This window comes from Glycomyces paridis (assembly GCF_004912155.1).
Classification (GTDB): Bacteria; Actinomycetota; Actinomycetes; order Mycobacteriales; family Micromonosporaceae; genus Glycomyces; species Glycomyces paridis.
This window is the reverse complement of the sequence record NZ_STGX01000019.1, coordinates 87062-113617: the sequence shown is the minus strand read 5'-3', so window position 1 is coordinate 113617 and position 26556 is coordinate 87062. Positions and strand designations below refer to the sequence as shown.

Below are 26556 nucleotides of genomic sequence, written 5' to 3'. Positions count from 1 at the left end.
CTTGTCCTCGGGCACCGGTGCGAAATCGTCGTTCATGCTTGTCTCCCTTACTGCTCTGTGATCTGGACGCCGGTGGTGAGCACGCGGCGGTCGCCGGCGGGCCTGACGGCGCCGGTCACGGTGAAACGGGCCGACAGCGGCAGGTCGGCGCTGGAGCGGCCCACGGCGACGGTGAAGCCGCCGGGCTCGACGATGCGGACGCCGTCGCGGCCGGTGAAGGAGGTGCGGTCGGCGTGGACGCGGAAGGCGACGCGCTTGGCCTGCCCCGCTTCCAGGGCGACGCGCGCGAAGCCGGCCAGCTCGCGCACCGGGCGGGTCACCTGGGCGACCTCGTCGGTGAGGTACAGCTGGACGACGTCCTCGCCGGGGCGGTCGCCGGTGTTGGCGACGGTGACGGCCACTTCGAGCTCCCCGTCCGCGCCGATGGCGTCGGCGCTCAGTTCGAGGCCGCTGTAGGCGAACTCGGTGTAGGAGCGGCCGTGGCCGAAGGGGTACAGCGGGGTCGGGTCGATGTTCGAGACGCCTTCGCTGTACTGGCCGAGCGGCGGGGCGAGGTAGGTGCCGGGCTGGCCGCCGGGCGAGCGCGGGACGCCCACGGGCAGGTGGCCCGAGGGGTTGATCCGTCCTGAGAGGACTCCGGCGATGGCTTGGGCGCCTTCCTCTCCGGGGAGGAAGGCCTGGACGAGGGCGGCGCAGCGGTCGGCGTAGTCGCCGAGCGCGTAGGGGCGCCCGGAGACGACGACGAGCACCGTCGGGGTGCCCGTGGCGAGCACGGCCTCGACCAGGTCGTGCTGGACGCCGGGCAGACGCAGGTCGGCGGCGTCGCAGCCCTCGCCGGAGGTGCCGCGGCCGAACAGGCTCGCGAGGTCGCCGACGGCGAGCACGCAGACCTCGGCGGCGGCCGCGGCGGCCGCCGCGGCGGCGATGCCGGAGCGGTCGGTCTCGCGGATCGGCACGCCCTGCTCGTAGACGAGCGCGGCCTGCGGGAACTCGGCGGCGAGCGCGTCGCGCAGCGAGTCGATGGCGATCCCGGTGCCGCGCTCGTCGTAGCGGGAGAGCACGTGGTTGGGGAAGGAGTAGCAGCCCATGAGGGTCCGGGCGTCGTCGGCGGTGGGGCCGACGAGCGCGAGGGAGCCGACGCCGGCGAGCGGCAGGAGGCCGTCGTGGTCGAGCAGGACCACCGACTTCTCGGCGATCTCGGCGGCGAGCGCCCGGTTGGCGGGGCCGTCGAGGTCGACGGCGGCGTCGGGGGCGGCGAGGGCCGGTTCGGCGTCGAGGAGCCCGAGTTCGGCCTTCTGCGTGAGGACCCGGCGCACCGCGAGGTCCACGACGGACTCGTCGAGTTCCCCGGAGGCGACCTTCTCGGTCAGCCGCGCGTAGGCGTCGATGGTCGGCAGCTCCACGTCGATGCCCGCGGTGATCGCCTGGGCGCCGGAGTCGGCGCGGGTGGCGGCGGTGCGGTGCATCATGTCGAGGAACGCGACGGCCCAGTAGTCGGAGACGACCGTGCCGGTGAAGCCCCACCGGTCGCGCAGGACGCCGGTGAGCAGCTCCCGGTTCGCGGCGGCGGGCACCCCGTCGACGTCCGAATAGGAGTTCATGACCGAGCGGGCGCCGCCCTCGCGGACGGCCATCTCGAACGGCGGGAGGATGACGTCGGCGAACTCCCTGGGCCCCATCGGGACCGGGGCGTGGTTGCGGGCGCCGCGCGAGGCCGAGTACCCGGCGAAGTGCTTGAGCGTCGCCACGATCCCCGACTCCTGGAGCCCGGCGACGTAGGCGCTCGCGAGGGAGCCGACGAGGTACGGGTCCTCGCCCAGGGTCTCCTCCACACGGCCCCAACGGTAGTCGCGGACCACGTCGAGCACGGGCGCGAGGCCCTGGTGGACGCCGACGGCGCGCATGTCGGCGCCGATGCGCGCCGCCATGCGCCCCACCAGCGCCGGGTCGAAGGTCGCGGCCCAGGCCAGGGCGGTCGGGTAGACGGTGGCGCCGAGCGTCGTGAAGCCCGTCAAGCACTCCTCGTGCGCGATCGCGGGAATGCCCAGGCGCGTGCGCGCCACGATGCCGCGCTGCATCGCCTCCAGGGCCGCGGCCCCTTCGGCGGCGCCGACCGGGAGCGTCCCGAACGCGCGGGTGATGTGGCCGAGACCGTGGACCGACGCGGCCTCGAGGGTCTGCGGCCCGGCGTTCATGGCGTCCTCCATCGGCGCCACCTCGCCGTCGCCGCCGTCCTCGCCCTGCGGCGCCCAGAAGCCGCCGAGCTGGGCGAGCTTCTCCTCCAGGGTCATCTCGGCCAGCAGCGCCGCGACACGGTCCGATATGGAGACCGCCGGGTCATGCCAGGTTTCGACCATTGTTCGGCTCTCTTTCGTTACTTCCCGAAACCGGCGGTCAGGCCGGAGACGAGCTGGCGGCGGGCGAGGATGTAGGCGGCGATCATCGGCAGCACCGAGAGCACCACCGCGGCCAGGACCGCGGGGACGTCGACGCCGAACTGGCCCTGGAAACTCCACAGCGACAACGGGAGCACCCGCGTCTCGGCGCTCTGCGTCAGCACCAGCGGGAACAGGAACCCGTTCCACACCTGGAGGGCCTGATAGACGCCCACCGTGGCGAGCGCCGGGCGCGACAGCGGGACCACCAGGCGCAGCAGGATGCGCCACTCGGTCGCGCCGTCCATGCGCATCGACTCGAACAGCGACTCGGGGATCTCGCGCAGGAAGTTCGTCAGGATCAACAGCGTCAACGGGATCGAGAACGCGATCGACGGCAGGATGAGCGCCGCCAGCGTGTCGTAGAGCCCCAACTGCACGATGAGGTAGTAGACGGGGATGATCGCGGCCTGGATCGGGATCGCGATCCCCAGCAGCGCCACCCGGAACAGGTTGCGCCCGAACCGGTTGCGGCTGCGCACCACCACGTAGGCGGCCATGAGGGACACCGCGAGGGTGACCGCGACCGAGACGGCCGTGACGACCACCGAGTTCATGAAGAACCGCAGGAAGTCGTTCTCCAGCACCCGCTGGTAGGCCCCCAGCGACGGGTTCGCCGGCCACGACAGCGGGTTCTCCGCGTAGTAGTCCTCGCGCGGGCGCAGGCTCGTCACGAAGATGTAGTAGATCGGCAGGACGATGACGGCCAGCCACACCCAGGCGAGGACCGCGCCGGCGACGTTCGGCCGGTGTTCACTCTGCTGCTTCGCCATCAAGAGCCCTCCGACTGGCTTTCCATGCGGTTCGCGCCGGTGAGGCGGTTGAGCCCCAGCGACACCGCGAGGCCCACCGCCACGAGCACGAGCGCGAGCACCGAGGCGCGGCCCATGTCGTAGGAGCGGAACCCGGTGAGGTACATGTCCAGCGGCAGGACGCGGGTCGCGTTGCCCGGGCCGCCGCCGGTGAGCACGAAGATGAGGTCGAAGTAGGTCAGCGAACCCACCGTCATCAGCGTCGTGGAGGTGACGATCGTGTACTTGAGCATCGGCAGCGTGATGTGCAGGAACTGGTGCACCGTCCCCGCGCCGTCCATGCGCGCCGCCTCGTACAGCTCCCTGGGGATCTGCCGCGTCCCGGCCTGGTAGATGAGCGTGTGGAACGGGATGAAGCACCAGCCGATCACGAACACGATCACGTACAGCGCCAGATCGGGGTCGCCGAGCCAGTTCTGCGTCAGCAGCGGCAGGTCCAGGGCCGAGCCCGCCCCGAAGTTCGGGTCGAGCAGGGCCGTGAACGTGATCGCCACGGCCGCGGAGCTGAACAGCAGCGGCAGAAAGAACAGCGTCGCCAGCAGCGCCCGGTAGCGCTGGCGCCCGGCGAGGAAGACGCCCAGGAGCAGGCTCACCGGCGCCTGGAACAGGACGCAGAGGACGGTCAGCTTCACGGTGAGCCACAGGGCGTTGCGTGAAACCGGGTCGGACGCCGCGGCCTGCCAGTTGTCGAACCCGGCCCACGTGATGTCGCCCAGCCCGTCCCAGTGGACGAGCGAGAGGGCGGCGACGCCGAACAGCGGCACGATCGCGAAGACCCCGAACAGGATCAGCGCGGGCGCGGCCATCCAGCGGGAGGGCCCGGCCGGGCGCGCGCGGCGGCGGCGCGCACCCGGCCGGGAAGCCGTGGCGCCCATGCTCACAGCGTGGCGTCCATCGCCGCGGCGAACTCCTCGGCGCTGAGCTCGCCGAGGAAGAGCCGGCTGAGGTTGTTCAGCAGTTCCTGCGCCTGCTCGGCCGGGATGGCCTGATCCCACGACAGCTCGAAGCTGGCGGCGTCGCGGACCATCGCGTAGGTGAAGTCGAGGAACTCGGGGTCCTCCTCTTCGGCGATGCGGTCTTCGAGGCCGGCGACCGGCGGAACCGCGCCGATGGCCAGCAGCGAGTCGATGTGCGCGTCGTCGTAGACCGCCTCGGAGAGGTAGTCGGCGGCGGTGGCCTGGTCGTCCTCAGAGGACGAGGCGGTGATCGACCAGTAGTTGGCCGGGTTCCCGACGATGGCGGTCGGGTCGCCCGCGCCGTCCTCCACGACCGGGAAGGTCGAGAAGCGCAGGCCGCCGCTGGCGACGAGGTCGGGCGCGTTGGTGAGGAACTCGGGGTAGATCCACGAGCCCTGGAGGATCATCGCGGCCTTCCCGGTGGAGACCAAGGCGTGGTCGGCGCCCGCGTCGGCCACGACGGAGGCGAACCCGTCGCCGAACGCGCCGGCCTCGACCAGTTCGGTGATCATCTGGGCCGCGCGGACCATGTCCGGGTGCGACCAAGCCCCGGCCTCGCCGTCGAGGACGCGCTGGAACGCGGCGTCGCCGCCGACGCGGTCGGCCAGGTAGGAGATCCACATGAGCTCGGGCCACACGCTCTGGCCGGCCAGGGCGATCGGGATGACGTCGGCGCCCTTGAGCGCCTCGACCGCCGCGAGCAGCTCGGTCCAGGTGGTCGGAATCTGCGTCCCGGCGGCTTCGAGGACGTCGTTGTTGTGGTAGAGGACGACCGGCTGGGACTGGTTGTTGGGGACGGCGTAGACCTTCCCGTCGACCATGCCGACCTGCGCGACCGAGGGCAGGAGCCGGTCGGTGAGGGCGCTGGTGGACTCGGTGACGTCCACGACCTGGTCGTTGGCGACGTAGTCGGCGAGGGTGGCGCCGGCCCAGCCGAACACGAGCGTCGGGGCGTTGCCGGAGCCGATCGCGGTGCGGATCTTCTCCTTGTACGCGTCGTTCGCGAAGTACTCCGCGGTGATCTCGTTGTCCGGGTTGTCCTTGTTCCAGGCTTCGAAGGAGGCGCGCATTGCCTCTTCGGCGCCTCCGGTGAGGCCCCAGGCGGTGGCGCCGTCGGCGGCGCCGGGCTTGTTGCCGCACGCGCCGAGCGCGGCGACGACGGGGGCTGCGGCGCCGAGGGCGAGGAGCGTCCGGCGGCGAGTTCCGAGCTTCATTGCTGGAATCCTTTCTGCGGCCCGGCCGAGGGACCGGGACTGAACGAAACAGTTTCTCACTGGTTTCCTTGCGTTTCGAAACTACGCCCCGATTGAGGGTGCGTCAAGTTACAGGAGGGTAAAGAATCGACCAGCGTCCAGGAAGTCGTTCGCCGCCCTCCTGGCAGACGTGGAATCTGTTTCGTAAACTGACGGGCATGATGGACTCTGCGATACCGCGGCGACGGCGATGACCGGCCCCGACCACCCGCGCGCGACCCTCGCGGCCGTCGCCGAGCGCGCGGGCGTCTCCAAGGCCACCGCGTCCAAAGTGCTCAACGGCCGCCCCGGCGTCTCCGACGAGACCCGGCGGCAGGTGCGCCGCGTCATCGAAGAGCTCGGCTACACCCCGAGCACCGGGCCGCGCGAGACGCAGCCCAAGGGCGCCGTCCACGTCGTCTTCGACGACATCCTCGACATGTACGCGCTCTACGTCCTCGACGGTGTCATCGAGGGCACCGCGGCGCAGGGCGCCGACACGGTCACCAGCGTCCTCGGCGCCCGCGGCCCCGCCCGCTCGCTCGGGGTCGACCGCATCCGCGACATCGCCGCCAGAGGCCACATAGGACTCATCGTGGTGACCTCCGAGCTCACCGGCGAGGAGATCGAGACCTGCGAGGCCCTCGGCCTCAACCTCGTCGTCATCGACCCCGTCAACCCCCTCGACGACCGCGTCACCAGCGTCGGCGCCACCAACTGGGCCGGCGGCGTCCAGGCCACCCGCCACCTCATCGACCTCGGGCACACCAGGATCGGCTTCGTCGGCGGCCCGCCCGGATCGGTCTTCGGACGCGAACGCCTCCACGGCTACCGCGAGGCCCTGGAGACCGCCGGCATCCGCGCCGAACCCGACCTCGCCGTCTGGGGCCGCTACGACGCCGAGACCGGCGGCACCGCGGCCGCGGCCCTCCTCGACCTCGCCGACCCGCCCACCGCCGTCTTCGCCGCCAACGACACCATGGCCATCGGCGCGCTCCGCGAGGCCCGCTCCCGCGGCCTGCGCATCCCCCAGGACCTCAGCCTCGTCGGCTTCGACGACACCTTCAGCGCCGCCTGGACCGACCCGCCCCTCACCACCGTCCGCCAACCCCTGCGCCAGATGGGCCGCGTCGCCGCCCGCACCGTCCTCGAACTCGCCGACGGCAAGGTCCCCGACTCCCACCACGTCCAGCTCGCCACCGGCCTCGTCGTCCGCGACTCCACCGCCCCGCCGAACCGCTGAACGCCGACGGGGGCGCCGCCTCCCGGCGACGCCCCCTGCACCGCGGACTACTGCGGCAGGTTGTCGATCACGAACGGCGCGTGGCCGTGCAGGTAGTTGTCCCAACCGCCCGTCACCGGCGCGCCGTCCGACAGGAGGTTCGTCGAGTCGTCCCCGACGTCCAGCTTCCAAGCGGTCCAGGAGATCTGGTTCGCCGCCATCCAGTCGACCCAGCGCTGCGCCTCGTCGAGGCAGGTGCGCCCGTCCAGACCGCCGTCCGCCGCGCTCGCGCCCCACTCCGTCACGAACAGCGCCAGGCCCGCGTCGATCGCCGCATCGGCCTTGTCTCGGTTCCAGTCGGCGTGCGTGCACGAGTAGAAGTGCAGCGTGTACATGAGGTTCGTGCCCGACACCGGGCTGGCGGCCGCCACGTCCACGTCCTGCGACCAGGTCGGCGTCCCCAGGACGATGATGTTGTCCGGGTCCTGCGCGCGGATCGCCGACACCACGACCTCGTGGTACGGCTTCACCGTGCCCGACCACGAGACCTGCTCGGGCTCGTTGTACGGCTCCCAGATGACGTTCGGCAGGTGCCCGTACCGGTCGGCGAGGTCGGTGAAGAACGCCACCGCCTCCGACTGGTGCTGATGCGCCTGGTGCGCATGGAAGTCCACGATCACGTAGACCCCCGCCTCGGCGGCGTTCTGGACGACCTTCTCGACCTCGGCCTTCCACAGGCCCGGGTCGTCGAGGTAGGCGCCCTCGGGCTCGACGCCCATCGCCACGCGGAACACCTCGATGTTCCAGTTGTCGCGCATCCACTCCAGCGCCGAGAGGTTCTGGGCGTACGGCTGGGTCTGCCAGTGCAGCCACATGCTGGAGACGCCGCGCAGCTGGATCGTCTCACCGTCCTCATTGCACATGTTCGCGCCGCACACGTGGAGCTGCCCGTGCTCCTCCACCGGCGTCCCCGCCGGAGGCGGGTCGGTCGGCTCGGGGTCCGTGGGCTCGGGGTCGGTGGGCTCAGGGTCGGTGGTCTGCTCCCCCGAACCCTCACCGTCGCAGAGCACACCGTTGACCTCGACGTTCGCGATGTCGCCGGAGGCGCCGGACGCGGTGAACCCGAAGACCTCCTTGGTCTGGCCCGAGGCGATGGCGCCGTTCCCGCCCGCGTCCGAGGCCTGGAAGTGCGCGCCGCTCAAGGACTGGTCGGTGACGTTCCAGGCGCTGATGCCGGAGACAGCGCCCGTGAAGTCCCATTCGACCGTCCATCCGTCGATCGCCTCGCCCGCGGTGATGGAGACGTTGGCCTGGAAGCCCGAGCCCCAGTCGCTGACGACGTTGTAGTCGACCTCGCATCCCTCTGCGGCGCTTGCGCTCTGCGCCGCGACGATGGTCAGCGCGCTCGCGCCGAGTGCGGCGCAGACCGCGGCGACGATCGCCGGCCTCCCGCGTCTTCGTACTGCCTGCATGTCATGTCCTCCGTCGGCCTGTCGCGGCCGGTCGATTGCCGGGCGGTGGGGGCGTTCAGGTCCCGGGGCGGGTGCGGAAGCGCTCCCAACATTACGCATTGAAGTTTGCCAATGTATTGCCACGGCGTCAAGTCCCGTCCCACGCCCCGCGGCGCCGCCCCTCGCGCCCCTGTCGACCCACCCGCCACCGTTCAGTGTCGGATTCCTGACTCCGCGTACCGAAGACCTTGCGGCGCAATTCGTCCCGGCCCTACGCTGCGACGGAGGTGGGAGCCCCGCACGCAACCTGGAGTCGCCGTGACCGCGATCGAGACCGCCGCCGAGGAAACGCCCCACGGGATGCCCTACCACCGCGAGACCCGCCACGACCCGCCCGCCGCCCTCATGGCCTTGCAGGAGAGGCCCCTGCGGCGCATGACGTACTACCCCGACGGCGCCGAGGGCTGGCTCGTCACCGGTCACGCCGCGTCCCGCAAGGTCCTCGCCGACCCCCGCTTCGTCACCGGCGAGCAGTTCGTCCGCTCCCCGACCGACCAGCCGCACTTCTTCGTCTCCTCCTCGCGGCACGTGCCGCCGGGTTTCTTCTTCTTCTTCGACCCGCCCGAGCACACCCGCCTGCGCCGCAAGGTGACCGGCGTCTTCACCCTCAAGCGGATGAACGAGCTGGGCGATCGGGTCGCCGACATCGTGGACGAGCGCATCGCGGCCATGAAGGCCGCCGGGAACGCCGCCGACCTCGTGCGGGAGTTCGCCCTCCCGGTGCCCTCGCTCGTCATCTGCGAGATGCTCGGCGTGCCCTACGCCGACCGCGACCACTTCCAGCGCACCTCCTCGGACATCTTCGACCAGGCCCTGCCGATCGAGCGGCGCGACGAGGCGGGCGCCGAGCTCTTCGGCTACGTCCTGGGTCTCGTGCCCGCCAAGCGGTCCGATCCCGAGGACGACCTGCTGAGCTCCCTCGCGGCCGACCCCGACCTCACCGACGAGGAGGTCGGCGGCATCGGCATGATCCTCCTGCTCGCCGGGCACGAGACCACCGCGAACATGTTCGGGCTGGGCACGCTCGCGCTGCTGGAGCACCCTGACGAGCTCGCGCGCCTGCGCGCCGAACCGGGCCTCATGACCGGCGCCGTCGAGGAGCTGCTGCGGTTCCTCACCGTCGCCCACGCGGGCATGATGCGGATCGTCAAGGAGGACGCCGAGATCGACGGCCACCTGCTGCGCGCCGGGGAGTACCTCACGGTCGCGCCGCACGCGGCCAACCGCGACCCGGCCCGCTTCGAGCGGCCCGGCGAACTCGACCTCGGACGGAACACGCAGGGGCACATCGCGTTCGGGCACGGCGTGCACCAGTGCGTGGGCCAGCAGCTCGCCCGCGTCGAGATGCGCATCGGCTTCGCGAAGCTCCTGGAGGCCTTCCCGGACCTGCGGCTCGCGGTGCCGCCCGAGGAGATCGCGCTGCGCACCGACATGTTCATCTACGGCGTCGACTCACTCCCGGTGTCCTGGTAGGAGGGACGATGCGGATCGTCGCCGACCGCGAGCGGTGCATGAGCGCGGGCATGTGCGCCCTGACCGCGCCGGAGGTCTTCGACCAGGACGACGAGGACGGCCGGGTCCTCGTGCGCGAGAGCGACCCCGAGGCGGAGGCCGCGCTTCGCGCGGCCGACGCGATCGAGCTGTGCCCCTCGGGAGCCCTTGCGGCGCGGTGATAGTCAGTCTCGCTTGCCCGCGCCGTGCAGCAGGGTCTCTACGACGCGGGCGGCGAGCGCGTCCGGTTCGCCGGCCTCGCGCAGGGACTCGCCGATGAGCGCGTAGTAGACGCGGCTCGTCCATTCGAGGTCGGCGCCCGGGTCGAGCAGGCCGTCCTCGCGGGCGCGCGCGAGCAGGGCCAGGCAGGCGCGGTGGACGTCGGCGTGGAGCGCGGCGGCCTCGCTGCCGGTCTCGGGCGGCAGTTGCAGCGCGAACGTCCAGGCGCCCTTGACCTGCAACACGTTCGCGGTGATGCGGTGGATCGCGACGAGCGGCGGGGCGGTCTCGGGGCGGCCGTCCCCGACCGCCTGTGCAAGCTGCCGGGCGGCCGAGTCGGCCAGCGCGTCCAGGAGCGCCTGCCGGTTGGCGAAGCGGCGGTGGACGGTGGTGCGCGCGACGCCCGCGGCGGTCGCGACCTGCTCCAGGGAGGCGGCGGGGTCGGCGGCCAGGACCCGTTCGGCCGCTTCCAGGATGGCGCGCACGCTGCGCTCGGCGTCGGCCCGCAGGGCCCTTCCGGTGGTCCGCTCCATGCGTCCTCGATTCGCTCGGCTTTGGAAACGATACAGCATCGTCATGATATCGAGAGTAACTGGAACATTCCTGTTGCATGTAATAGATTTTCATGTAGAGTCCTGTAGCAAATTCAAGCGAAAGGACCGCACTCATGACCGCTCTTGCTCTCGTCACCGGCGCCTCCTCGGGGCTCGGCGCGGCGTTCGCCGCCGAACTCGCCACGCGCGGGCGCGACCTCGTCCTGGTCGCCCGCAGCGGGGACCGGCTCGACGCCCTCGCCGGGCGGCTCCGCGGCGAGCACGGCGTGGCCGCGCACGTCCTCGTCCAGGACCTCGCCGAGCCGGACGCCGCGCGCCGCATCGGCGCCGGGCTCGCCGAACGCGGCCTCCAGGTCGACCTGCTGGTCAACAACGCCGGGTTCGGCACCTGCGGGCGGTTCGAGGGCATCCCCGGCGGACGCGACCGCGAGCAGCTCATGGTGAACGTGGTCGCGCCCGTGGACCTGTGCCACGAGCTGCTGCCGGGGATGCTCGCACGCGGCGGCGGGTCGATCCTCAACATCGCCTCCACCGCGGCCTTCCAGCCCGCGCCGTACTTCGCCGTCTACGGCGCGTCCAAGGCGTTCATGCTCGACTTCAGCCTGGCGCTGCGCCAGGAGTACCGGGGGCGGGGCGTGCGCGTCACCGCCGTGTGCCCCGGGCCGGTCGAAACGGCGTTCTTCGACGTCATCGGCACGCGCAAGGCGGCCGTCACCGGCGCGATGACCTCGCCCGAGCACGTGGTGCGCGCCTCGCTGCGCGCGCTCGACCGCGACCGCGCCTACGTCGTCCCGGGCCTGCGCAACGCCCTCGGCGCGCACCTGACGCCCACGCGGCCAAGGGGTCTCATCGCGGCCGTCGCCGAACGCGTCACCCGCCCGGTCCTCGACGGCGCCGGGCGGGCCGCGTGAGGGCGCTCCCCGCGGTCGCCGCCGCGGCGGCGATGCTGCTCGTCGGCACCTCCAGCGCCGTCTCGGCCACGATCGCCGACTATCCGGTCCTCACCGGGCAGGCCGTGCGGTTCGCGATCGGCGCCGCGATCCTCCTGGCCGTCGCGCACCGCGTGCGCGGGCCGCGCCCCAGTGCCCGCGATCTCCTGCTCCTGGTCGCCCTCGCGGCGACCGGCCTGGCCGGGTTCAACCTGTTCCTGGTCGAGGCGACGCGGCACGCGAGCCCGGCCGTGATCGGCGCGGTCGTGGGCGCCGTCCCGGTCGCGATGGCGATCGCCGGGCCGCTGGTGGAGCGGCGCCGCCCGGGCCGCCGGACCGTCGCGGCGGCGGTGATCGTGACGCTCGGCACGGCGGTCGCGGCGGGCCTGGGCGGGGCCGGGGCCGCCGGGCTGGCGCTCGCGCTCGGGGCGCTCGCCTGCGAGGTCCTGTTCTCCCTGCTCGCCGTCCCGTTGCTGCCCCGTCTGGGCCCGACGCGCGTCGCCGCGTACGCCGCGGCCCTCGCCGTCCCGATGCTCCTGGTCGCGGGCCTCGCCGTCGACGGGACGAACGCGTTGCGGGCGCCGACCGCGGGCGAGGCGCTGTCGTACGCCTACCTCGGCGTCGTCGTCACGGCCGTCGCGTTCCTGCTGTGGTACAACGCGTTGCGCGCACTCGGCCCGGACCGGGCCGGGCTCTTCGCCGGGCTCGTCCCGGTGGGCTCGCTGGCGGCCACGGCCGCCCTCGGGCTCGCGCCGGTCGGCGGCGCGGACCTCGCGGGCGCGCTCCTGGTCGGCGCCGGGATCGTCGTCGGGATGCGGCGCCCTCGGCCCGTGACCTCCGCCGCCCTCCGGGCGCATTCGGCGTGGCGGCCCGGTCGCGCGGCGTGCTATGGTCCCCGCATGTCTACGAACGTTCGTTGGTATCAGCGCTTTACGCTGGCTCCGGGTGGAGCCGGTAGTCACGAGCGCTGACTAGACGAACACCCGGAGCCACAGGCAGAGACGACCGTCTCTGCCTTTCGCCATTCTGGCGGGTCGGCACCGGGTTTCGACGAACGGCAGCGGATCCGCCTCCCAGAGGAATCGGAGTTCCGCCCATGACCGCAACCGCCGACAGCACCCCGCCCACGGGCGACCTGCGAGTGCTCGGCTTCCAACCGCTCGTCCCGCCCGGCGTCGTCCGCGCCGAGCTACCGCTCGGACCCGCGCGGGCCGCGCTCGTCAGCGAGAGCCGCGAGGCCGTCACCCGCATCATGACCGGCGAGGACGACCGGCTCCTGGTCGTCGTCGGGCCCTGCTCGATCCACGACCCGGCCGCCGCGGTCGACTACGCGCGGCGCCTGGCCGCGGCCACCGCGCCGCTCGCCGACGACCTGTGCGTCGTCATGCGCGCCTACTTCGAGAAGCCGCGCACCACCCTCGGCTGGAAGGGCCTCATCAACGACCCGCACCTCAACGGCACCCACGACGTCGAACTGGGCCTGCGCACCGCCCGCCGCGTCCTGCTCGACATCCTCGACACGGGCCTGCCGGTCGGCTGCGAGTTCCTGGAGCCGATGAGCCCGCAGTACATCGCCGACGCCGTCTCCTGGGGCGCGATCGGCGCGCGCACCCCCGAGAGCCAGGTGCACCGCCAGCTCGTCTCCGGCATGTCGATGCCGGTGGGCTTCAAGAACTCCTCCGACGGCGACGTGACCGCCGCGATCGACGGCTGCCGCGCCGCCGAGAGCAGCCACGTCTTCTTCGGCATGGACGAGGAGGGCCGCGGCTCGATCGTGTCGACCAGCGGCAACCCCGACTGCCACGTCATCCTCCGCGGCGGGCGCGGCGGCCCGAACTACGGCCCCGAGCACGTGCGCGACGCGCTCGCCCTGCTGCACAAGGCCGACCGGCCCGAACACCTCGTCATCGACGCCAGCCACGCCAACAGCGGCAAGGACCACGTGCGCCAGGCCGCCGTCACCGAGGAGCTCGCCGCCGCAATCGGAACGGGCGAGCGGGGCATCGCGGGCCTGATGCTGGAGAGCTTCCTCGTCGAGGGCCGCCAGGAGCCCGGCCCCCTCGACACCCTCGATTACGGCAAGAGCGTCACCGACGCCTGCATCGGCTGGGACCGCACCGAACAGCTGCTCAACACGCTGGCGGCCGCGGTGCGCGCCCGCCGCGCCGCCTTAGACACCACTGTGGACCCGCGCCGGGACTCGGCGCGGGTCTAATCGCGCTCGCGATTCGCGCCCGCAGGTGCAATAGTGGGTCCCCGCCCCCGAGAGGAGCCCGATGATGCTGGAACCGGAGCGCACGCGCGCGTTGGCCGCGGCCGGGGAGGTCGCGACCGGGCTGGGCCTCGACGCCGCCGAGACCGTCCTCGTCCAGGACTCGAACAAGCTGACGCTGCGGCTGCTGCCGTGCGACGTCCTCGCCCGCGTCGCCCCCGCCTCGCATCGCATCACGCAGTTCGAGATCGACGTGGCCTCGCAGCTCGCTGCCGCCGGCGCCCCCGTCGCGGCCCTCGACCCCCGGACCGAGGCGCGCGTCCACGCCCGCGACGGCTTCGACGTGACACTGTGGACCTACTACGAACCGCTGCCGGGCGAGCTCGACCCGGTCGCGTACGCCGCCGCGCTCCAGAACCTCCACAAGGGCCTGCGCACCGTCGACGTCCCCTCCCCGCGCTTCACCGACCGCATCGACGAGGCGCTGGGCCTCGCCGAGGACCCCGAGCGCACGCCGGGCCTCGCCGACGACGACCGGGACCTGCTCGCGACCACGCTCCGCGACCTCCGGCGCGCGATCCTCGAACGCGGTGCGGCCGAACAGCTCCTGCACGGCGAACCGCACTCGGGGAACCTCCTCGCCACCGCCGCCGGGCCGCGCTTCATCGACTTCGAGACCTGCTGCCGCGGCCCCGTCGAGTTCGACCTGGCCCACGCCCCCGACCCCGTCGCCGACCACTACCCCGGCCTCGACCGCGACCTGCTCCGCGACTGCCGGATCGTCAAGCTCGCCATGATCACCATGTGGCGCTGGGACCCCGAGGACACCCTCCCGGACGGCGAACGCCTCGCCGCCGAATGGACCGCCGAGATCCGCGACGCCCTCGACCCCCGCTGACGGAGGCCCGTCAAGCTGCGAGGCGCCGCACCGATCGCGGTGCGGCGCCTCGGGTGTCAGCGAACGGTCTTGGCGCTGCGTGCGAGCGCGGCACCGAGGCCGATCATGCCGATCGCCAGGCCCAGGTGGAGCCAGTTGTCGGCGTCGTTGACGGGCACGAAGTTCGCGCTCGAGTCGAGGTCGATGATCACGCCGTAGAGCCACAGCACGAAGTAGATCGCGCCGCCGAAGACCAGGTAGGCGACGGCGTTCGCGGCGGTGCGGGCCATGAGGAGCCCGACGGCGCCGAACAGCAGGTGGACGACGTTGTGCAGCACGGAGACCTCGAAGACGCCCAGCAGCAGCGCCTCGGAGTGGTGGCCGGCGAACGTCATCGAGTCGAATCCCGTGGTGACGCCGGGGATGAACCCGGCGACGCCTACCAGGAGGAACACCAGCGCGACGACCGACGCGACGGTCTGCACCGGTGTGCGGCGGAGGGTCTGTTGAGCGGACATGTTGCACTCCTTCGTCATCGGGCAAGGGGGCGGTCTCGCCGCCTCGGGTGCCGAGGGCGGGCACGCGCTGCGCGCCGCCTCACCCGGTATTCGGAGCCGAATCCGCCTCGGATGGGTCCGCGCCCGAGGTTTCCGCATCGCTGTTTCGCGCCGCTCGTCCGGGCCGGTGGTGCGCCGGTTCAGTCCCCGTTCGCGGCGGGCGTGGGGCAGCGGCCGGGCTCGTCGCAGCCGGCGTGGGCGGCCGGTTCGAGTTGGACGGTGGCGTGGGCGATGCCGTGCCCGTCGCGCATGAGGTGCTGGGCGCGGTCGAGGACGGCGTGGTCGTCGGCGCCCGGCTCGGTGACCAGGTGCGCGGTGGCGACGTTCATGCCGGAGGTGAGCGTCCACAGGTGCACGTCGTGGACGTCGCCGACGCCGTCGATCGCGGCGAGGTCGGCGGCCACGGCGGCCGGGTCGACCCCCGAGGGGGCGTGCTGGGCGAGGACGGCGAGGACCTGGCGGCCCAGCGGCACGGCCCGGACCACCACGAATATGCCGATGGCGAGGGCGATCACGGTGTCCCACAAGGCGTCCCCGGTGACCGCGACGAGGATGCCCGCGCCGATGACCCCGACCGAACCGGCGGTGTCGGCGAGCACCTCCATGTAGGCGCCCTTGACGTTGAGGCTCTCGGCGGCCCCGGCGCGCAGGAGGCGCATCACGAGCAGGTTCACGGCGAGGCCGAGCGCCCCGACGACGAGCATCGGGCCGACCTCGAGTTCGGGCGCCTCGCCGATGCGGCCGATCGCCTCGGCCGTGATGTACACGGCCATGCCGAGCATGACCAGGACCGCGAACCCGGAGGCGAAGACCTCGGCGCGGTAGGAGCCGTAGGTGCGGCGCCCGGTGGTGTCGGGCCGCGTCGCGAGGCGGGTCGCCACGAGCGCCGCCGCGAGCGTCACCACGTCGGCGGCCATGTGCCCGGCGTCCGACAGCAGCGCCAGCGACCCCGACAGGAGGCCCGTGACCAGCTCGACGACGAAGAAACCGCCGATGAGCGCCAGTGCGACCCGCAGCCGCCACGCGTGGCGCCCGCCCGCGTGCCCCACCGCGTGCTCGTGTCCGTGGCCCATTGAAACCCGCTTTCAAAATCAATAACACATTGCAATGATTGCATATATATTTCACACGCTACGCGACCCTCCGCAGCCCGTCAAGCCGAACCCCCGAACCCGACCGCCACCGCAGGTCAGGGGCGCGACCAGCCCTCGGAGTCGTTGACTTCGCGCTCGGTGAGGACCGGGCCGAGGGGGCGTCCCTCGTACTGGGTGGAGAGGACGATGTGGGTGCGCATCTCGCCGTGGTCGCCGAGCTGCTCGATGAGGCCCTCGAAGTGGGCGAGCGACGCGGCGCGGACCTTGAGCATCGTGCAGTGCTCGCCCGAGAGCTTGTGGACCTCGGTGATCTCGGGGAAGTCCTCGGCGGTCGTGCTCTTGAGGAGGCACCGGCCGTTCGTGCACCGCAACTGGATGAACGCCGTGAGAGGCTGCCCGGCCTTGGCAGGGTCGACCCTCGCCGTGTACCCGGTGAGGACGCCGGCCTCTTCGAGGCGGCGCACCCGCTCGGCGACGGCCGGGGCCGAGAGGTGGATGCGGCGGCTCAGCTCGTTGTAGGAGAGACGGGCGTCGGACTGGAGCTCGGCGAGGATCCTCCAGTCGATCTCGTCGAGCGCGGACGATCGCCAAGTCTGCACCGGATCCTCCTTTCGTTCGCAAGGCCGAGCGGTCGGAATCTGGTTCGTCGGCCATTCCGATCGCCTTGCGGGCCTTTTAATCTCAGCGGATGGCAGTCAACACTATCGCGGCCGCACCCGGCCGCTCGACGCTCAGGACCCCGGCGATGCGAACGCTGCGCGCGGCAGTCGTCGTGGGCGGGTTCGCGCAGTCGCTGACCGGGGCGGCCGGGGCGCTCCTGGCGGTCGCGGTGACCGGATCGCAGGCGGCGGCGGGCCTCCCCGCGACCGCGACGGTGGCCGGAGCCGGTGCCGCCGCGGCCCTCTCATCGCAGCTGGTCGCCTCGCTCGGACGCAGGCGGGCCCTGTCGTCGGGCGCCGGCGTCGCCGTCGCCGGTTCGGCCGCCGTCGCGGCGGGCGCGACCGCGTCCACCCTCGCACCGGTCCTCGTCGGCTGCGCCCTGCTCGGGGCGGGCACGGCGATGGTGATGCTCTGCCGGTACGCCGCCGCCGAAACGGTGCCGGAAGCGTTGCGGCCGAGAGCGATGGCGTCGGTCCTGGGCGCCACCACGATCGGCGCGGTCGCCGGCCCGAACCTCCTCGCCCCGGCGAGCGCCGCCGCCGCGTCCCTCGGACTGCCGGGCCTGAGCGGACCGTTCGTCTTCGGGGCGTTGGCCTTCGCCTGCACCGCGGCCCTCCTCGCCGCCGGACTCGGCGACGAAAAGCCCGCACCCGCCCCGCCCACGAACGCCGCCGGCGCGGCCTCGCCACTGCCCGGACTGCTCGTGCTCGGCCTCTCGAACCTCGTCATGGTCGGCGTCATGACGATGGCGCCGTTGCAGATCGAGCACCGCCACGGCGGCGGACTCGTCGCCATCGGCCTCGTCGTCAGCGCCCACATCGCCGGCATGTTCGCCCCCTCGACCCTCAGCGGCCGCCTCGTCCACCGCCTCGGCGCCGCCCCGACCGCGATGATCGCTGGCACCTCGATGACCGCCGCCTGCGCCCTCGCGGCCCTCGGCGCGTCCTCCCCCTGGACCCTCGGCGCCGCCATGACGATCCTCGGCGTCACCTGGAACCTCGGCCTCGTCTCCGGCAGCGCCATGCTCACCGCCGCCGTCCCACCCGCCGCGCGCCTCAAACGCGAAGGCGCAGGCGAAGTCGCCATGAGCATCGCCGCCGCAACCGGCAGCCTCGCCTGCGGCCCCCTCGCCGCCCAAGCCGGCTACCCCCTCCTCGCCCTCACCGGCGCCGCCACCGCCCTCCTCATCCCAACCGCCCTCACCCTCCACCGCTGACCGCGTCCCGGTGCGACGCACGGTGGTAGATCGGTTGATGCATGCACGATTGCGCGTACTGCCGAGCGCATGGAGACGCTCACCTGCGGACAGGTCCTCGCACGATTCGGCCTCGCCCTGTCCAACTTCACCGCTCTCGCGCCTGCTCCTCGCCCCGCGCGAGACCTCGATACCCGCCCGAACTCGCCGCGGCCCTCGGCGTCTCACGCTCTAGGTCGTGCGGCGCTCCCGCTGCTCGTACCGATGTGGCCGGCACGAGCAGCGGCGTTCCAGCGTCACTAGCGCATCAGACGCACAGACTCTCGGTGTCGGGCTCGACCTCGACGTCCACTCTGCCGTTGCCGGGGGCGAACGTCACGCAGCGGTCCGGTTCGGCGGTGCCGAAGGAGTCGACGGAGCGGTAGGTGAGGGTCTGCCGGTCGGAGCGCTTGAGCGTGAACGGCTCGGTGTAGGTGACCCAGTCGCCCCCGTCGATCCGGTACTCGGTGCGCGCGAGCGTGGCCGGTGCGGCGGCCTCGGCGTCCAGTGCCACGGTCACCCAGTTGTTGCCCTGGTAGTGCAGCGTCGTGTTCGGCGCGTCCGGGGCGCCGTTCGGCCAGTCCACGAGGAGCCGGTCGCCGTCGCCGCTCACCTGCTCGACTTTGATGCTGTTGATCGAGAAGGCGTTGCCTCCCGCGCCGCCGCGGACGGCGAGGTTGCCGACGAGGGCGTCGGCCGGCTGGCTCCCGTCGAGCGTGATCTCCGTGACCAGGTCGTACGAGCCCATGTTGACCATGCCGCTGTTGAAGTACGCGGGGACGAACTCGGCTACTTCGTCGGCCCCGTACTGGTGGTCGTTGACCGCCGCGCCATCGCCGCTGGTGTAGCCGCCGTTGGTGTTGTCCCCGATCCAGCGGACGCGGATCGACGTCGTGCCCTTGGCGGTGTAGTTCACGGTGAGGCGGTAGGTCGCCCCCGGTTCGGGGCTGAAGGCGACCTCGCCGTCGTCGGTGGTGGACCACGGCCAGACCGAGGCGTCGTCGCCCAGGATGATGTTGGCGCCGCTCCAGGAGTCGCCCAGTCCGGTGTCGTAGACGTGGACGCCCGGGATGGAGGGCCGCTCCCCGCCTCCCGGGATCTCGATGTAGTCGTGCGTGGCGAGGAACTCCGCCGGGTAGAGGATGCCCAGCAGCGCGTCCTTGGCGTTGCCGTCGTAGTCGTAGGGCATGGCGAACTCGCCGCCCTTCCATCCGGTGCGGACGTCGCGGACGCCGGCCAGCTTCACGGCGGTGATGACCTGCGGGTTGCCCGTCGTGTTCGCCGGGCCGGCCGCGTAGTCGCGGTAGACCTGGAAGAGCTCGGCGTACTTCATGCCCTGGTTGTTCTCGTTCTCCGGCGTCAGGGTGCCGGGCGGAAGGGCGATGTCCATCTCGGTCACGTTGACCTCCACGTCGCCCAGCAACGCGAAGAGCTCGATGTTGCTCTCGACGGCCGCGACGTCGGTGTCGAGGTTGTAGTGGCCCTGCATGCCGATGACCTCGATCAGCGGCTTGCCGTTCGGACGGACGCCTTCGTAGCGCTCGTTGATGTCCTTGACCATCTCGTAGACCACGCGGGCCTTCGCAGGGGAGTCCAGCCCGAAGTCGTTGTAGATGAGTTTCACGTCCCAGCCGGCCGCGTCGACCACCGCCGCGGCCTTGAGGAACGCGAGCTCCACCCAGTCGGAGCCGAGCGCCTGGTACCAGCCCTCGCCTTTGGCCAGCGAGGCGCGCCAGTCGGCCGGGTCGGCGGTGCCCACGGCCTCGTTCACCACGTCGATCGCCACGAGGTCGCCGCCGTAGCGCCCCAGGACGCCTTCGATGTGGGCGTTCATGTTGTCAAGCGCCACTTCGGCATCGAAGGTGCCCGGCTGGTCGTAGCGGGCCGGGGGCGCGTCCCACATCCAGGTGGGCGTCTGGGAGTGCCATGCCAGGGTGTGCCCGTAGAACTTCAGGTCGGGGTTGCGCTCCGCGTACCTGGCCATCGCCGCGTCCGCCGCTTCGAACGTGAACTCGCCCTTGACCGCCTGCGTGCTCTCGGGCTTCATCTCGTTGCCGGGGGTGTAGGACTCGTAGTTGTAGATCAGGCCGTCGATCTCGCCGGCCCCGAAGATGCCGAACGAGAAGTAGTCCCGATAGGCCTCCTTCAGCGGCGTGTAATGCTCGTACGTCTGCCCGGTGGGCGGAAGCTCGGCCGCCGCGGCCGCGGGAGGCGCGGCGGTCGCAGCACCGACCGCCATCAGGCAGACGAGCGCGGACGCGGCGACGCCGCGGGTCGACCCGCTGCCTCGCCGGAAGGGTTTGAAATTGGGCATACGGCTCCTCAGATGAGGGCTCGCGGTGAGGGGCACAAGCTCTGGTAAGCGATTTCAAGCATCAACATATCAACATCGCTTAGTTTGTCAAGACACGCGCCCGAGCCGGACATGAGAAAAACCCCGCCTCCCAGTGCTCGCACTGGTGAACGGGGCATCTTGCCTGATCGTGATGGTGGCCAGGGCCGGGGTCGAACCGGCGACCTTCCGCTTTTCAGGCGGACGCTCGTACCAACTGAGCTACCTGGCCGGGATGCGTCGCTTGCCTGCATCGCCGTGAACACTGTACAGCACCACCGGCCGTCCGCTCCAAGCGGTATTGGCGGCGGCCGCCGCGCCGACCGGGGCCGGCGCAAAACGGCGAATGGTGAGCGTATGCGGTGAATTCAAGGGCTGCAATCGCTTTCGAAGGGGCGCTCGGCCCCGTCGGCGCGCGCGGGTAGCGTACAGGGCACGCAACCCCCGAGGAGGACGCTGTGACCCGACTCGCTGCCACGCCGCCCATGGGCTGGAACTCATGGGACGTGTTCGGGACCTCGGTGACCGAGGCCGAGACCCGCGCCAACGCGGCGTTCATCGCCGAGCACCTGGCCGGGCACGGCTGGGAGTACGTCGTCGTGGACGTCCAGTGGTACGACCCGGCCGCCCGCTCGGGCGGCTACAACTCGCGGGCGAAACTCGTCCTCGACGAGTACGGCCTCCCGCAGCCCGCCCCGAACCGCTTCCCCTCGGCGGCCGACGGCGCCGGGTTCAAGCCCCTCGCCGACTACGTGCACTCGCTCGGGCTGAAGTTCGGCGTGCACATTCTGCGGGGCGTGCCGCGCCAGGCGGTCGCGGCGGACACGCCGATCAAGGGCAGCGAGTACTCGGCCGCGCAGATCCCCGACCGGGAGCGGCACGCGTCGTGGGTGGACGACAACTGGGGCATCGACCACTCGCATCCGGGCGGCCAGGCCTACTACGACTCGCTGGTGCGCCAGTTCGCGGCCTGGGGCGTGGACTATGTGAAAGCGGACGACATGATCGCCCCGTACTGGGAGGACGAGGTCGAGGCCTTCGCGCACGCGGTGCGCCGCTGCGGCCGCGACATGGTGCTCAGCCTCTCCCCGGGCGTGAACCTCTCCACCGACCACGCCGACCACCTGCGCCGGCACGCGAACCTGTGGCGCATCTCGGCCGACCTTTGGGACCGCTGGCGCGATGTCGACGCCCAGTTCGACCTGCTGCGCGACTGGGCCCCGTACGGCGGGCCCGGCCACTGGCCCGACGCCGACATGCTCCCGCTGGGCCGCATGGGCCTGCGCGCGGAGGTCGGCGAACCGCGCGAGAGCCTGCTGACGCCGGACGAGCAGCGGACCATGCTCACCCTGTGGTGCATCGCCCGCTCGCCCCTCATGGTCGGTGCCGACCTGCCCGGCTCCAGCGCTGAAACGATCGAATTGCTGTCGAACCCCGAGGTCCTGGCGGCCCAACGCCACGACTCGGGCGCCCGTGAAGTCTGGCGCGAAGGCCGGCACCTCGCATGGGCCTCGGAGGACGGCGCCTTCGCGGCCGTCTTCAACCGGGGCACGGAGGCCGCCGAGATCCGCCTCCCCTGGTCGACCCTGCGCGCGACGCGGCCCGAACGGGTACGCGACTGCTGGTCCCGGGCCGATTTGGACTCGACCGACGACCTCCGGGTGAAGCTGGCCCCGCACTCGGCGGCGATGTTCCGCTTCGAGTAGTGGGCGGCTGGTCGCTGTCTTGATTAATGGCGACGGCCGCCGGACTTGGCGTGTCCGGCGGCCGCTGCCTCCGCGGCGTCTGGTGCAGGTGCCCGGACGCGGGTGCCAACCCCGCGTCCGAGTCTTGTGGCGGTCCGCGCGGTCCCTCTCCTTACCGCCTCACCTACACCAAAACTGGGGCAAGCTTTACACAAGAAGTCAATGCACTCAAGAAGAAAGTTTTGCCCTGTGGATAACTCGGTGCGACCTGTGGATAACTCCGGGTTCGCGGCGGCATCCGGGTCGGTCATCCACTGGACGAGCTGGATGACGACCCCGTTCGGGTCGGCGGTCTGGAAGTAGCGCTCGCCCCAGGGCTCGGTCTCGATCGGCGTGGCGATCTGGGCGCCCTCGGACTGGATTCGCTCGTACTGGGCGTCGATGTCGTCGACCGTGAACGCCAGGAGCAGCCCGTCGGCGTGGCCCTTGGCGCTCTCGGGCTTGAAGGTCGCAAGCCCGGTGCGCAGGAAGATGACGTTGAAGCCCGTGTCCGGTCGGGAGAGGGACACGAAGCCGTCCGCGGCCATGTCTTCGGTGAAGCCGTAGTGGCGCTTGAGGAAGTCGGCCGAGGCGGTCGGGTCGGCCACGTTGAGGGAAACGGCGGAAGCGGTGATGTGCATGTGCGGCTCCTTTTCTTCGTACGTTGTATATTGTACAACGTACGATGTACGGCGTACAACTTCACCGGTTAGGATGCGACCGTGAGTACCGCCACTGAGACGCCGAAACCGCACTTGCTCGAACTGCTCTGGAGGGCCGCGCCCGAAGCCGGCCGCGGGCCCCGCAAGGGTTTGACCGTGGACGAGGTGGTGGCCGCCGCCGTCGCGCTCGCCGACGAGGAGGGCCTCGAGGCGCTCACCGTGCGGCGGCTCGCCCAGTCGCTCGGCAAGGCCCCGATGACGCTCTACACCTATGTGCCCGGCAAGACCGAGCTCGTCGCCCTCATGCTCGACACGCTGTTCGAGCGCATGGCGACGACCGACGCCGAGGGTCCGGGCTGGCGCGACCGCCTCGCCGCGGTCGCCCGCGACAACTACGCGCTCTACCGCGCGCACCCGTGGGCCGCCGCGGCCTCGCCGAGCCGCCCACCGCTCGGCCCCGGCCAGTGCGCCAAGTACGAGCGCGAACTGCGCGCGCTCGAAGGGCTCGGGCTCGGCGACGTCGAGATGGACGACGCCCTCGCGCACCTGCTCGCCTTCGTGCGCACCGCCGCGCGCGACGCGGCCCAGTCCGAGGCCGAGCGCGAGGCCAGCGCGATGAGCGACGCCGAGTGGTGGCAGGCCAACGGGCCCCTCCTCGCGAAAGTCCTCGACGCGGAACGCTTCCCCACGGCGGTCCGGGTCGGTCAGGCGGCCGGGGAGGCGCACGACGCGGCTTACGACGCCGATCACGCCTTCGCGTTCGGCATGGAACGGACTTTGGACGGCCTGGCGGCGATCATCGAGCGGTGAGTGACGGCGGTGGTCTGCTGCGGCCGAGAGCCGGACTGGTGGGAAGTCGCCCGCGCGCCGACCGCGCGGGCCACGGGCCACGGGCCACGATGATGGGCGCATCCGGATGCTGAAGGAGGCCCGGCGGTCTCCGTTCAGACTTCGAGGGGTTCGTGGAGGCTGCCCGCCTTCCATTTGCGTCTGGCCGCCACGACGAGGGACGTGATCGTGAGGGAGCCCGCGAGGTAGGCGGCGAGCACGATGAGGGCCCGTACGACGTGGGCGGTCTCGCCGCCGCTGATGGTGACGCGGAGGGCGTCGACCACGTAGCTCATGGGCAGGAGCGGGTGGAGGGCCTGGAAGAACCCGGGTGTGGTCTCGACCGGGTAGAGGCCGCCGGCGCTGGTGAGTTGGAGCATGAGCAGGACGACCAGGAGCAGGCTTCCGGCGGTGCCGAAGGCGAGTTTGAACATGTGGGCGGTCGCGGAGAAGGTGAGTACGGAGAGCACGGCGAGGCCGACGGTGGCGAGCGCGTACTTGGGGTCGAGGCCGAGTCCGAGTTGGACGGCGAGGTAGAGCACGAGTGCGGAGAGCACGCCGAGGATCGCGCCGGGGAGCCAGCCGCCGAGGGCCACGGAGGCCGAGTGCAGCGGTCCGGCGAGGGCGCGGCCGTTGACCGTACGTAGTACGAGGTAGGCCATGAGGCCGAAGACCCACAGTGCGATGGCGATGAAGAACGGTGCGAGGCCGCGTCCGTAGGTCTCTGCGGGGTTGAGGTTGTCCTCGGCGATGGTGACGGGGCTGCCGTAGGCGTCGGCGTTGTCGGAGTCCTCGGCCGGGTTGGTGCTGGGGACGGAGGCGGCGGCGGTCGCGAGCTTGTCGGCGAGGGTGGTGGCGCCGTCTTGGAGTTCGGTGAGGCCGCTCGCGAGGTCGCCGGCGCCGGTTTCGGCGGTGGCGGCGGCGTCGGCGACTTGGGCGGCGCCGGTGGCGACGTCGCCGGCGCCGGTCTGGAGCGTCGTGAGGTCTTCGGAGGCTTGGTCGATGGTGTCGGTGGAGGTGCCTTGGACGGTGTCGTTGGCGGCTTGGATGTCGTCGTTGGCGGCGTCGGCGTCGGCGATGAAGGCCTGGAGGTTGGCGCAGGCGTCGGCGGTGGCTTCGTCGTCGGTGCAGAGGGCGCCGTAGATGCCGTCGAGTTCGCTTTCGGCGCGGTTGGCGAGGTCGGCTGCGGATTCGGAGCCGGTCTGGATCTGGGCCCAGTCCTGGGCGAGGGCTTGGAGGACTGGTTGGGCGACGCCGACGGCTTGGTCGACGCCGGCGCTGACCTGGTCGGCGCCGTCGGCGACCTGGTTGGCGCCGGTGGTGAGTTCGTCGAGGCCGTTCTGGAGGTCGGTGGCGCCGGACTGGGCGGTGCCGATGCCGTCGGCGAGGTCGCTCGCGGCTGAGGCGGCCTCGGTGAGGCCGGCGTTGAGTTCGGTGAGGTCGCCGAAGATGGTGGTGGCGAAGGTGACGTAGACGGCGGTGTTGATCTGGTTGCGCAGTTCGGCTTCGACGGTGGAGGCCATGATCCCGGCGACGTAGCCGTTGGCGTCGTTGAGGTCGAAGTGGACGGTGGCCTGTTCGGGGCTGGTGCCGGAGAGGCTGGCGAGCCGGGTGGAGAAGTCTTCGGGGACGGTGATGACCATGTAGTAGTCGCCGTCTTCGAGGCCGCGGCGGGCCTGGTCGGCGCCGACGAAGCGCCAGTCGAAGATGCGGTCGGATTTGAGCTGGTCGACGAGTTGGTCGCCGCCGTTGATGGCGGTGGTCTCGCCGTCAACGTCGACGCTGGCGCCGGTGTCCTCGTTGACGACGGCGACGGGCATGTGTTCGAGCTTGCCGTACGGGTCCCACGCGAACCAGAGGTAGAGGCCGCCGTAGACGAGCGGGATGAGGACGATGGCGACGAGCGCGAGGGTGCGGATGGGGTGGCCGCGGAAGCGGCGCAGTTCGGCTGCGGCGAGTCGGAACGGGCTCACTGGTGGCCTCCTTTTCGGGTGCGGCCCTCGTGGCGGCGCGGGGTCTCGGAGAGGCCCCTGAGGTCGACGACGGTGTCGGACGGCGGGTCGGATCGGGTGCAGGCGGCGAGGACGAGCTGCCCGGCGTCGGCGACGGTGCGCAGGGCCTCGAAGACGCGTTCGGACCCGCACCGGTCGAGGCCGGTGTCGGTGTCGTCGACGACGACGGCGGGGGTGCGGCTGGCGGCGGCGCAAGCGATCGCGAAGGTGATCTGGTCGATGCGCGGCAGGAATCCGAAGGTGTCGCCGGTGTCGACGGCGAGGGCGAGCCGGTCGAGCCAGGCGTGGATGTTGGCGCTGGTGGCGGTGCCGCCGGAGACGGCGGTCGTCTCTTTGATGCAGCTGCCGACGGTGTGGTACTCCTCGAAGTGGATCGGGGGTCCGGCCTGGGCGACGGTGAAGCGGCGGCGGATCTGGCCGGGCGCGCGCTGGCCGTCGACGCGGAGGGTGCCGCTTTCGACGGCGAAGCGGCCTGCGAGCGCGAGCAGGAGCGAGGTGCGGCCGTCGCCGGAGTCGCCGCAGACGGCGACGACCTGGCCGAGGCCGGCGGTGAGGTCGATGCCGGTGAAGATCGGTCCGTTGCGGCCTTTGGCGGCGAGGCCTTCGGCGACGAGGAACGGGGCGCCGTTGGGGTGTTCGCGGTTGGCGGCGCGGCGGAGGACGGTGGTGTGGTCGGCGGCGCTGGGGGTGGCGGGGACGGGGGCGGGGTCGGCGCGGTCGGGGGCGGACCGGTCCGCGGGCGCCGCAGGTACTGCGGGCATCGGGGCGGTGTCGCCTCGGCCGCCGGTGGGGATGATCGCGGTCGGCGGTTCCTCGGCGGGTGCCGCGGCGTTCGGGGCGGCCGTGATGTGGTGGGGGCGTTCGGGTTCGATCGAGACCGCGTCGCGGTTCCCGGTGTCGGCGGCGTGGTCGGCAGCCGCGGCGTCCTCGGCGGCGAGGTGTTCGGGATGGGCGCGGTCGGCAGCAACGATGCCTTCGGAGTCGCGGCGTTCGGCATGGACAT

Annotated in this window: 22 protein-coding genes, 1 tRNA gene and 1 pseudogene; 10 read left to right on the top strand and 14 right to left on the bottom strand. The window is 71.7% G+C overall.

The features are described from left to right. Positions 1–47: 47 nt before the first annotated feature. Genes E9998_RS21710 through E9998_RS21695 form a run of 4 tightly spaced genes read right to left on the bottom strand, consistent with a single transcriptional unit; the run spans position 48 to position 5417 of the window. Positions 48–2357: a beta-xylosidase/alpha-l-arabinosidase gene (locus E9998_RS21710; protein ID WP_136531787.1), complete on the bottom strand. Its 2310-nt coding sequence runs from the start codon at positions 2355–2357 to the stop codon at positions 48–50. 17 nt (positions 2358–2374) lie between these two features. Then, positions 2375–3208, bottom strand: coding sequence for a carbohydrate ABC transporter permease (locus E9998_RS21705; protein ID WP_136531786.1), 834 nt, complete (start codon positions 3206–3208; stop codon positions 2375–2377). Further along, the gene (locus E9998_RS21700) at positions 3208–4122 is read right to left on the bottom strand and encodes a carbohydrate ABC transporter permease (protein ID WP_136531785.1); all 915 of its coding nucleotides are present in this window, start codon (positions 4120–4122) and stop codon (positions 3208–3210) included. Before E9998_RS21700 ends, E9998_RS21705 begins: the two co-directional genes overlap by 1 nt. A 2-nt stretch (positions 4123–4124) precedes the next feature. Next, a complete protein-coding gene (locus E9998_RS21695; RefSeq protein ID WP_136531784.1) occupies positions 4125–5417 on the bottom strand; it encodes an ABC transporter substrate-binding protein in 1293 nt (430 codons plus the stop codon). Positions 5418–5646: 229 nt separating this feature from the next. Here E9998_RS21695 and E9998_RS21690 point away from each other — a divergent pair, with 229 nt between their 5' ends. After that, positions 5647–6678 (top strand): LacI family DNA-binding transcriptional regulator, encoded by a 1032-nt coding sequence (locus E9998_RS21690; RefSeq protein ID WP_136531783.1) that lies wholly within the window; start codon positions 5647–5649, stop codon positions 6676–6678. 47 nt (positions 6679–6725) lie between these two features. On the opposite strand, the gene E9998_RS21685 is transcribed toward E9998_RS21690, so the two are convergent. Continuing rightward, positions 6726–8129, bottom strand: coding sequence for a cellulase family glycosylhydrolase (locus tag E9998_RS21685; RefSeq protein ID WP_158299932.1), 1404 nt, complete (start codon positions 8127–8129; stop codon positions 6726–6728). A gap of 297 nt (positions 8130–8426) precedes the next feature. Here E9998_RS21685 and E9998_RS21680 point away from each other — a divergent pair, with 297 nt between their 5' ends. Together E9998_RS21680 and E9998_RS21675 are read left to right on the top strand one after the other, a co-directional pair. Then, the gene (locus E9998_RS21680; RefSeq protein WP_240037710.1) at positions 8427–9641 is read left to right on the top strand and encodes a cytochrome P450; all 1215 of its coding nucleotides are present in this window, start codon (positions 8427–8429) and stop codon (positions 9639–9641) included. Positions 9642–9649: 8 nt separating this feature from the next. Continuing rightward, positions 9650–9841: a ferredoxin gene (locus tag E9998_RS21675; RefSeq protein ID WP_136531781.1), complete on the top strand. Its 192-nt coding sequence runs from the start codon at positions 9650–9652 to the stop codon at positions 9839–9841. Positions 9842–9844: 3 nt separating this feature from the next. Here E9998_RS21675 and E9998_RS21670 read toward each other — a convergent pair whose 3' ends face one another. Then, on the bottom strand, positions 9845–10411 hold the full coding sequence (locus E9998_RS21670; protein WP_136531780.1) for a TetR/AcrR family transcriptional regulator: 567 nt from the start codon (positions 10409–10411) through the stop codon (positions 9845–9847). Between the two features lie 134 nt (positions 10412–10545). Between E9998_RS21670 and E9998_RS21665 the strand changes: the two genes are divergently transcribed. The 4 genes from E9998_RS21665 (at position 10546) to E9998_RS21650 (ending at position 14471) form a co-directional block, all read left to right on the top strand. Beyond that, positions 10546–11343: an SDR family NAD(P)-dependent oxidoreductase gene (locus tag E9998_RS21665; protein WP_136531779.1), complete on the top strand. Its 798-nt coding sequence runs from the start codon at positions 10546–10548 to the stop codon at positions 11341–11343. Continuing rightward, a complete protein-coding gene (locus E9998_RS21660; protein WP_240037709.1) occupies positions 11340–12332 on the top strand; it encodes a DMT family transporter in 993 nt (330 codons plus the stop codon). The genes E9998_RS21665 and E9998_RS21660 overlap by 4 nt, the downstream gene beginning before the upstream one ends. A gap of 125 nt (positions 12333–12457) precedes the next feature. Beyond that, the gene (locus tag E9998_RS21655; protein WP_136531778.1) at positions 12458–13576 is read left to right on the top strand and encodes a 3-deoxy-7-phosphoheptulonate synthase; all 1119 of its coding nucleotides are present in this window, start codon (positions 12458–12460) and stop codon (positions 13574–13576) included. 64 nt (positions 13577–13640) lie between these two features. Then, on the top strand, positions 13641–14471 hold the full coding sequence (locus E9998_RS21650; RefSeq protein WP_136531794.1) for a phosphotransferase family protein: 831 nt from the start codon (positions 13641–13643) through the stop codon (positions 14469–14471). Between the two features lie 56 nt (positions 14472–14527). On the opposite strand, the gene E9998_RS21645 is transcribed toward E9998_RS21650, so the two are convergent. The 3 genes from E9998_RS21645 to E9998_RS21635 form a co-directional block, all read right to left on the bottom strand. Continuing rightward, on the bottom strand, positions 14528–14968 hold the full coding sequence (locus E9998_RS21645) for a DUF4383 domain-containing protein (protein WP_136531777.1): 441 nt from the start codon (positions 14966–14968) through the stop codon (positions 14528–14530). Positions 14969–15147: 179 nt separating this feature from the next. Next, positions 15148–16080: a cation diffusion facilitator family transporter gene (locus tag E9998_RS21640; RefSeq protein WP_136531776.1), complete on the bottom strand. Its 933-nt coding sequence runs from the start codon at positions 16078–16080 to the stop codon at positions 15148–15150. Between the two features lie 116 nt (positions 16081–16196). Beyond that, positions 16197–16700, bottom strand: coding sequence for an Lrp/AsnC family transcriptional regulator (locus E9998_RS21635; protein WP_136531775.1), 504 nt, complete (start codon positions 16698–16700; stop codon positions 16197–16199). Positions 16701–16789: 89 nt separating this feature from the next. Here E9998_RS21635 and E9998_RS21630 point away from each other — a divergent pair, with 89 nt between their 5' ends. Next, positions 16790–17977: an MFS transporter gene (locus E9998_RS21630; RefSeq protein WP_136531774.1), complete on the top strand. Its 1188-nt coding sequence runs from the start codon at positions 16790–16792 to the stop codon at positions 17975–17977. Between the two features lie 286 nt (positions 17978–18263). Here E9998_RS21630 and E9998_RS21625 read toward each other — a convergent pair whose 3' ends face one another. Together E9998_RS21625 and E9998_RS21620 are read right to left on the bottom strand one after the other, a co-directional pair. Then, positions 18264–20309: an endo-1,4-beta-xylanase gene (locus tag E9998_RS21625; protein ID WP_136531773.1), complete on the bottom strand. Its 2046-nt coding sequence runs from the start codon at positions 20307–20309 to the stop codon at positions 18264–18266. 173 nt (positions 20310–20482) lie between these two features. Further along, positions 20483–20559: transfer RNA gene (locus tag E9998_RS21620), tRNA-Phe, on the bottom strand. 226 nt (positions 20560–20785) lie between these two features. On the opposite strand from E9998_RS21620, the gene E9998_RS21615 reads away from it, so the two are divergent. Continuing rightward, entirely contained in the window at positions 20786–22033 is a 1248-nt protein-coding gene (locus E9998_RS21615; RefSeq protein WP_204745588.1) for a glycoside hydrolase family 27 protein, read from the top strand. 287 nt (positions 22034–22320) lie between these two features. On the opposite strand, the pseudogene E9998_RS27185 reads toward E9998_RS21615, so the two are convergent. Next, positions 22321–22692 (bottom strand): annotated as a pseudogene (locus E9998_RS27185) (VOC family protein); the annotation flags it as partial. Positions 22693–22773: 81 nt separating this feature from the next. Here E9998_RS27185 and E9998_RS21605 point away from each other — a divergent pair. Continuing rightward, the gene (locus E9998_RS21605; RefSeq protein WP_136531771.1) at positions 22774–23523 is read left to right on the top strand and encodes a TetR/AcrR family transcriptional regulator C-terminal domain-containing protein; all 750 of its coding nucleotides are present in this window, start codon (positions 22774–22776) and stop codon (positions 23521–23523) included. A gap of 134 nt (positions 23524–23657) precedes the next feature. On the opposite strand, the gene E9998_RS25555 is transcribed toward E9998_RS21605, so the two are convergent. Continuing rightward, entirely contained in the window at positions 23658–25514 is a 1857-nt protein-coding gene (locus E9998_RS25555; RefSeq protein ID WP_158299931.1) for a YhgE/Pip family protein, read from the bottom strand. Beyond that, positions 25511–26556 (bottom strand): ATP-binding cassette domain-containing protein (locus E9998_RS21590; protein WP_158299930.1); only part of this gene is annotated, 1046 nt, incomplete at its 5' end. The genes E9998_RS21590 and E9998_RS25555, both read right to left, overlap by 4 nt.